The following is a 7,679-nucleotide window of genomic DNA, read 5'->3' on the forward strand; positions in this document are numbered from 1 at the left end:
CCCGCGCCCGCGCCCGGCAGGACGGGAACGCCCCACTCGGCGGACGGCGTCGGCCACGCGGACGGTGCCGGGACGCTCGGCACCGGCGCGAGCGCCGGACATCCGGCCGCCGCGCGCGGTACGAGCAGGGGAACGCGCGCGGCGAGCGACGGTCCGGCGCCGGGAGGCGACGGTGCCGGGATCGGGAGTGCCGGGATCGGGAGTGCCGGGATCGACGGCGAAGGCCAGGGCAGCGGGGGTGAAGGCCAGGGCAGCGGCCCCGCGACCGACGCGTTCCTGCTCGCTCCCCCGCAGGCCGGAGGGCAGCAGGCCGGGGGCGGCGACACGCTCGCGCTCGGGGTGCCGCTGGCCGGGGCGACGGCGACGGATCCGCGCGAGGAGGAACCGGCGGAGGAGAACGGCACGGTGTGCGTCGCGTGCGGCCTCGGCGGGGTCGACGCGGACGGTTACTGCGAGCACTGCGGGCACGCCCAGCCGCGCAAACGGGACCACCAGGAGCAGGAGTTGGAGGGTGTGGCCGCGGTGAGCGACCGCGGGCTGCGGCACCACCGCAACGAGGACGCCTTCGCCCTGTCCACGACCTCGCTGCCGGACGGCACCCCGGCGGTCGCCGCGGTGGTCTGCGACGGCGTGTCCACCGCGTACCGCCCGGACGACGCGTCGGCCGCCGCGTCGGTGGCGGGCAACGAGTCGCTGCTGGCCTCGCTGGAGCGCGGCGCCCCCGCCGAGGAGGCCATGCGCGGCGCGCTGATGGCGGCCTTCGACGCGGTGAGCGCGCTCGCCGAGGAGGAGACCCCGGACGGCGTCCCGCACCACAACGCACCGGCCTGCACCTGCGTCAGCGCCGTCGTCACCGGCCCGGTCTTCACCGTCGGCTGGATCGGCGACAGCCGCGCGTACTGGATCCCCGACGACCGCGGCCTCCCGTCGGCCCGGCTCACCGAGGACGACTCGTGGGCGGCCAGGATGGTCTCCGCCGGGCTGATGACCGAGGCGGAGGCGTACGCGGACGACCGGGCGCACGCGATCACCGGCTGGCTCGGCGCGGACGCCGTCGAGGTCGACCCGCATGTGGCGGCCTTCCAGCCGGAGAGCCCCGGCGTCATCGTGGTGTGCACCGACGGGCTGTGGAACTACGCGGAGTCGGCCGCCGAGATGGCCGAGGTCGTACCGCCGGACGCCAGGACCCGCCCGCTGCACAGCGCGCGGACGCTGGTCGGGGTGGCGCTGGACGGCGGCGGCCACGACAACGTAACGGTCGCGGTGCTGCCGTTCCCGGCCGCCGTGTCGCGGGCAGGATTCCCACCCGCCCAGGTCACGGAGGGCCTGGGCGGGGCTGTGAACGGGCTTTAAGGAGCGCAGTACCGATGGCCAAATTCTCGAAGTCGACCGTGCCGCAGTTCTCGGTCGACATCTATCAGAACGAGTTCCTTCCCGAGGGCGGCCGCGAGGTCAACGCCATCGTCACCGTGACGTCGACCGGCGGCGGCACCTCGGGCGGTCAGCCGCTGCCGGGTCCGGCGTCCGCCGCCGGGGGCGCGGCGCCCAGCGCGGGCGTCGTCATCATGGTCGACTGCTCGGGCTCGATGGAGTATCCGCCGACGAAGATGCGCAACGCCCGTGACGCCACGGCCGTCGCGATCGACACCATCCGCGACGGCGTCGCCTTCGCGGTGGTCGGCGGCACCCACCAGGCGCGCGAGGTCTACCCGGCCAACGGCACGCTGGCGGTGGCCGATCCGACGACCCGCGCGCAGGCCAAGCAGGCGCTGCGGAAGCTGACGGCGGGCGGCGGCACCGCGATCGGCACCTGGCTGCGGCTGGCCGACCGGCTGCTGGCCAGCACCGACGTGGCCATCCGGCACGGCATCCTGCTCACCGACGGGCGCAACGAGCACGAGAAGCCGGAGGATCTTCAGGCCACCCTCGACGCGTGCACGGGCCGTTTCACCTGTGACGCGCGCGGTGTCGGCACCGACTGGGAGGTCAAGGAGCTGACCGGGATCGCCTCGGCGATGCTCGGCTCGGTCGACATCGTCGCCGATCCGGCCGGACTCGCCGCGGACTTCCAGGCGATGATGGAGAACGCGATGGGCAAGGAGGTCGCGGACGTCAGCCTGCGGCTGTGGACCCCGCAGGGCTCCGAGATCAAGTTCGTGAAGCAGGTCGCGCCGACCGTGGAGGACCTGAGCGCGCGGCGCACCGAGGCCGGTCCGCGCGCGGGCGACTACCCGACCGGGTCGTGGGGCGACGAGTCCCGCGACTACCACGTGTGCGTGCAGGTGCCGGTGGCCGGAGTCGGCCAGGAGATGCTGGCGGCGCGGCTGTCGCTGGTGCTGCCGCAGCCGGACGGCACCGTCGAGGTGCTGTCGCAGGGCCTGGTCCGCGCGGTCTGGACGGACGACATGGCCGCCTCCACCCGGATCAACCCGCAGGTCGCCCACTACACCGGGCAGGCGGAGCTGGCGCAGGTCATCCAGCAGGGTCTGGAGGCCCGCAAGTCCGGTGACATGGACGGCGCGACGGCGAAGCTGGGCCGCGCGGTGCAGCTCGCGAGCGCGTCGGGCAACGAGGACACCGCGAAGCTGCTGTCGAAGGTCGTGGACGTGGTCGACGCGGCGAGCGGTACTGTGCGGCTGAAGGCCAGGGTCGCCGACGCGGACGAGATGACCCTGGAGACCCGGTCGACGAAGACCGTGCGGGTGAAGAAGTGACCCGTGCGGTCGCGGCATGCGACGACGTAACGTGTGAGGACGTAACCGTCAGCAGTTCGCACGGATTGTGACCCCGCCCCCGGCGGGCGGAGGGGGAGCCAGCACCATGCCGACTTGTCCGAACGGCCATCAGTCCGGGACCGACGACTGGTGCGAGGTCTGCGGGATGCGGATCGCCGTGCCGTCGTCCTCGTACGGGACCCGGCCGCCGTCCTCGTCGGCGTCCGCGTCCGCGTCGGCGTCCAGTTCGCCGGTGTCGACCTCGCCGGGGGCGTCGTCGCGCGGCTACGACCCGGACGGGTCGGCGGCGCCCGAGCTGTGCCCGCAGTGCCGGACGCCGCGGGAGGGGATGGCGCTGTTCTGCGAGGAGTGCCGCTACAACTTCCAGACGCACACCTCCACCACCTTCGTCGCACCGCCCGCCCCGCCCGTTCCGCCGCCGACGGGGTCCGGTTTCCCGCCGTATCCGGACTACGGCTCGCAGCGGTCCCGGCCCTCGCAGGTGAACCGGCCCGCGGAGCCGCTGCCGTCGCAGTCGGTGACGTCGGGTTCCGGGGACTTCCTGCTGGACCCGCCGTCCTCGCAGGTGAAGTCGGCGGCGCCGGGTCCCGCTCCGGTGGCGGAGCCGCAGGTCCCGTCCGTGCGGCCGCCCGCCGCGCGGCCGACGCCCACCGAGGCGTCGGCGGCGCCGCCCGCCTCCGCCACGCGCCGCCCGATCGAGGGCGGCGGCCCCGAGCACGCGCCGTCCTCGCCGGCGGCGCCCGCGTTCCAGAATCCGTATCCGTCCGGTGAGCAGTCCGGGCCCTCGGTCTCCCCCGGGGCCGCCCACGAGCCGCCCGCGGCGTCCGCCGGTACGGCGTGGGTCGCGGTGATCGGCGCGGACCGGGAGTATTTCACCGCGATGATGGCCCGCAGCGGTCCGGACGCGGAGGGCCTGTACTTCCCCGCGTTCTCGCCGGAGATCCAACTGCCCCTGATCGGCAACCAGATCACCATCGGACGGCGCCGCCAGAGCACCGGTGAGGCCCCCGACGTCGACCTGTCCCGCTCCCCCGAGGACCCGGGCGTCTCCCACCAGCACGCCGTGCTGGTCCAGCAGCCGGACGGCTCCTGGGCGGTGGTCGACCAGGACTCCACCAACGGCACCACGGTCAACCTGGGCGAGGACGCGATCCGCCCGTACACCCCGGTCCCGCTCTTGGAGGGCGACCGGGTCCATGTGGGGGCGTGGACGACGATCACACTGCGCCGGGCGTGACGCGCGTGCCCGGTACGGGGGCGGCCCGGCCACGCCTCGGCCTGCGCCGCCTCGGCCTGCGCCGCCTCGACCTGGGCCGGTTCGTCCGGCCGGGGTCCGAGACCGCGGACGGGAAGCCGCGGGTGGAGCCCGCGCTCGGCTATCTGGTCGAGCACGACGGCGAACTCCTGCTCTTCGACACCGGGATCGGCACCGCGGACCCCGAGACGGACGCGCACTACCGCCCGTACCGCCGTCCGCTGCCCGACGCGCTCGCCGCGGCGGGGGTGACGGCCGCGGACATCGCGCTGGTGGTCAACTGCCATCTGCACTTCGACCACATCGGCGGCAATCCGCTCTTCCCCGGCACTCCGGTGCTGGTGCAGGACGCCGAACTGGCGGTGGCGCGCGGCGGCGGCCACACGCCCGAGCATCTGGTCGGCTTCCCCGGCGCCCGCTACGAGGAGCTGACCGGTGAGGCGGAGATCCGTCCGGGGCTGTGGATCGTGCCGACGCCGGGTCACACGGTCGGCCACCAGTCGCTGGTGATCCGCAGGCCGGACGGGACGGTGATCCTGGCCGGTCAGACGCATACCTCGGCGTCCGACTTCGCCGCCGCGCAGGGCGCGGCGCTGGCCGCCGCCAGCGGTGCGGGAGCGCCGCTGCCCGAGCCCGACCCGTGGGTGGAGCGGCTGCTGGCGTACGACCCGCGGCGGATTCTGTTCGCGCACGACGCGGCGGTGTGGGAGCCGCTGTCCGGCTGAGGGCTTCTCGGTCGCCGCGGCTCAGAGCCGCCAGCGGTACGGGCCCGCCGGGTCGTCCAGCCAGGTCCACTGGCGGGGGCCGTCGACGGTGAGGCCGAAGCGGGACCTGGCCGGGTGGCCGAGGTCGCGGAAGACGACGTGCGCGGACTCGGCGAGCGCCCACAGGTCGCGGGGGCCGCTGACGCGGGTCGTGCCGTCGGCGGTGACGTGGGCGGTGGAGCCGTCTGCGGCCAGCAGCCGGGCGGTGCCGCTCCGCGGCGACCAGGTGAGGTCCAGCGGGCCCGCGACGAGGGTGAGCAGGAAGCGGAAGAGGTCGTTGCCGATGATCCGCGGCGGTGTACGGGTGGCCCGTACCGCCTGTGCCGCCTGTGCCGCCTGTGCCGCCTGTGCCGTGTCGTCGGCGGCGGGGGGCGCCGGGGCCGTCGTGGAGGGGCCGCGCAGCGGGACGAAGAAGGCCGGGGTGGCCAGGAAGCGCCCTTCGGCCTCGGTGGCGCTCCGTACGGTGAGCGCGATCAGCCCGGTCGCGAGGGGCGCGAGGATACGGGCGCCCGGCCGGCACTGGGCGAGCCAGGCCGCCGGGATCGCGGGCAGTTCGCACGTCGCGATCACCCGGTCGTACGGGGCGCCGGCCGGGTGGCCGAGCGCGCCGTCGCCGGTGACGACGGTCACGGAGCGGGCGGCGGGTGTGCCGTACGCGGCCAGGTGCGCGCGGGCGGCGGCGGTGATCCGCTCGTCCAGGTCGATGGTGGTGACGGCGTCGGGGCCGAGCCGGTGGGCCAGCAGCGCCGCGTTGTAGCCGGTTCCGGCGCCGATCTCCAGGACGCGGTGGCCGTCCGCCACGTCGAGCGCTTCGCACATCAGGGCCATCAGCGAGGGCTGGCTGCTGGAGGAGAGCAGTTCGCCGTCCACCACGTCGGTGGCGATCGGCCGGTCGGCGTAGCTGCCCGCGAGCCAGCGCAGCCGGTGGCGCGGGTCGGGGTCGGCGGCGGTGAGCCGGTCCTGCCCGCCGCCGCGCGCCGAGCGCTGGTAGTCGGGTACGAACAGGTGGCGCGGCACCTCGGCGAAGGCGGCCCGCCAGGCCGGGTCGGTGAGGCCGCCGCCCGCGACGATGCGGCGGACCATGCGGGTGCGCAGCGCGGAGGCCGCGGCCCGGTACCGCCCGGCCGTATCCGTATCCGTATCCGTATCCGCACCCGTATCCGTGACCCCACCCGCACCCGTGGTCGTACCGTCCGCGCCCGTGTCCGTACCCTCCGTGCCCGCTTCCGCGTCTGTGTCGGCCATGCCTCCATCGTGCGCCCGCGGGCCCGGTCCTACGACTCCGGTACTCGGCCGGTCCTTCTGCGACCATGGGGGTGTGAATGAGATCCCGCGCGGCACGGTGCAGCAGCAGACGTTCTACGAGCTGGTCGGCGGCGAGGAAACCTTCCGCCGTCTGGTGCACGTCTTCTATCAGGGGGTGGCGGGCGATCCCGAACTGCGGGCGATGTACCCGGAGGAGGATCTCGGACCGGCGGAGGACCGGCTGCGGCTCTTCCTCATGCAGTACTGGGGCGGTCCCCGCACGTACAGCGACGAGCGCGGCCACCCGCGGCTGCGGATGCGGCACGCGCCCTTCGAGGTGAACAAGGCGGCGCACGACGCGTGGCTGCGCCATATGCGGGTGGCGGTCGACGAGTTGGCACTTGAACCCGCGTACGAGCAGCAGTTGTGGGACTACCTGACGTACGCCGCCGCGTCGATGGTCAACACCCCCGGCTGAAAGCGGCCCTGAGCGGAGGCGAAGCGTCCGCTCAACGGTCGGTCACGATCGTATTCCGACCGCCTCCGGCACCGTTCACCACGCCCTCCCCGTTTGAGAGCATCCGGTCAGCGACAGGACGGGGGCTCGCCGGTGACCGGTTTCGTGCTGCTGCGCGTCCGCGCACACCGGTTGCTGCTCGCCGCCGCGCTGCTCACGGTGGTCCTCACCACCTCCGTGCTGGCCACCTTCACCGCCTTCACCGGCGCGATCGGCGACGCGGCGCTGCGCCGCACCCTCCAGCACCAGGCCGCGGACCGGTCGACGGTCGAGGTGCAGGCGTCGGTCACCGGGCAGACGCGGGACGGGCTGGATTCGGCCGTACGGCGCACCGTGCCCGACGCCTTCGACGGGCTGCCGACCGCGGTCAGGTCGAGCACCAGGTCGGGCCCGTACGGGCTGCCGTTCGCGCTGCGCCCCGCCGGGTCGCCGACGGGCGGGGACCCGGATCTGACGCTGCTGGCCACCTTCGACCGCTCGCGCGTCACGATCACCGAGGGCGCGTGGCCGACGCCCGCGGCCAAGGGCTCCGCCGAGGTGCGGGTCGCCATGCCGGTGGTCGCGGCCCAGGCGCTCACCGTGCGCACCGGCAGCGTCGTCACGCTCACCGACCGGCTCGGCGGGCCGCCGCTGCGCATCCGCGTCACCGGCCTCTACCGCCCCGCCGACCCCGCCTCGCCGTACTGGCATCTGGACCCGCTGCACGGACGCGGCATCCACACGCTGTCGTTCACCACGTACGGGCCGATGCTCGTGGACGGCGGCGCCTTCGACTCGGGGCGGGTGGCGCCCGCCGAGATGTCCTGGCAGGGCACGGCGGACTTCGGCGGCGTGGGCGTGCGCCGGATGGACGCGCTGGAGCGCGGCGCGAAGGCGGCCGTCGCCGCACTGCACGGCTCGAAGGAGACCGGCTCCGCGCAGGTGTCGAGCGAGCTGCCGGCGCTGCTCGACGGGCTGCGCCGCAGCCTGCTGGTGACCCGCTCGACGCTGCTGATCGGCGCGCTCCAGCTCGTCATCCTGGCGGGCTTCGCGCTGCTGCTGGTCGCGCAGCTGCTCGCCGAGGAGCGGGCCGGGGAGACCGCGCTGCTGCGGGCCCGCGGCGGCTCCCGCTCGCGGGTGGCCCGGCTGGCGGCCGGGGAGGCGCTGCTGCTGGCGGTGCCCGC

The 7,679-nt window shown here is 74.7% G+C and carries 6 protein-coding genes and 1 pseudogene; 6 read left to right on the forward strand and 1 reads right to left on the reverse strand.

Features of this window, described 5'->3' with window-relative positions; genetic code table 11:
- From BGM09_RS11190 to BGM09_RS11205, 4 genes are all read left to right on the forward strand, one after another.
- On the forward strand, nucleotides 1–1,353 hold a 1,353-nt coding region (locus BGM09_RS11190), incomplete at its 5' end, for a PP2C family protein-serine/threonine phosphatase (protein ID WP_223186657.1).
- Nucleotides 1,354–1,367: 14 nt separating this feature from the next.
- A complete protein-coding gene (locus tag BGM09_RS11195; protein WP_188281361.1) occupies nucleotides 1,368–2,714 on the forward strand; it encodes a vWA domain-containing protein in 1,347 nt (448 codons plus the stop codon).
- Nucleotides 2,715–2,820: 106 nt separating this feature from the next.
- Entirely contained in the window at nucleotides 2,821–3,972 is a 1,152-nt protein-coding gene (locus tag BGM09_RS11200; RefSeq protein ID WP_188281362.1) for an FHA domain-containing protein, read from the forward strand.
- A complete protein-coding gene (locus BGM09_RS11205; RefSeq protein ID WP_317452647.1) occupies nucleotides 3,969–4,715 on the forward strand; it encodes an MBL fold metallo-hydrolase in 747 nt (248 codons plus the stop codon). The genes BGM09_RS11200 and BGM09_RS11205 overlap by 4 nt, the downstream gene beginning before the upstream one ends.
- A 21-nt stretch (nucleotides 4,716–4,736) precedes the next feature.
- Here the strand turns inward: BGM09_RS11205 and BGM09_RS11210 are convergent, their stop codons facing one another.
- Nucleotides 4,737–5,837 carry a methyltransferase domain-containing protein gene (locus tag BGM09_RS11210; RefSeq protein WP_223186658.1) on the reverse strand — a complete coding sequence of 367 codons (1,101 nt, stop codon included), beginning with the start codon at nucleotides 5,835–5,837 and terminating at the stop codon, nucleotides 4,737–4,739.
- 235 nt (nucleotides 5,838–6,072) lie between these two features.
- On the opposite strand from BGM09_RS11210, the gene BGM09_RS11215 reads away from it, so the two are divergent.
- Nucleotides 6,073–6,477 (forward strand): globin, encoded by a 405-nt coding sequence (locus BGM09_RS11215; protein ID WP_317452648.1) that lies wholly within the window; start codon nucleotides 6,073–6,075, stop codon nucleotides 6,475–6,477.
- 132 nt (nucleotides 6,478–6,609) lie between these two features.
- A pseudogene (locus BGM09_RS11220) lies at nucleotides 6,610–7,679 on the forward strand (ABC transporter permease); the annotation flags it as partial.

Origin of the sequence: Streptomyces sp. CBMA29 (assembly GCF_014596445.1) — a bacterium.
Lineage (GTDB): Bacteria > Actinomycetota > Actinomycetes > Streptomycetales > Streptomycetaceae > Actinacidiphila.

What these genes read in the sequence shown, in the direction of transcription:
- BGM09_RS11195 (WP_188281361.1), top strand. Translation starts at nt 1,368, where the DNA reads ATGGCCAAATTCTCGAAGTCGACCGTGCCGCAGTTCTCGGTCGACATC.
- BGM09_RS11200 (WP_188281362.1), top strand. Translation starts at nt 2,821, where the DNA reads ATGCCGACTTGTCCGAACGGCCATCAGTCCGGGACCGACGACTGGTGC.
- BGM09_RS11210 (WP_223186658.1), bottom strand. Translation starts at nt 5,837, where the DNA reads ATGGTCCGCCGCATCGTCGCGGGCGGCGGCCTCACCGACCCGGCCTGG.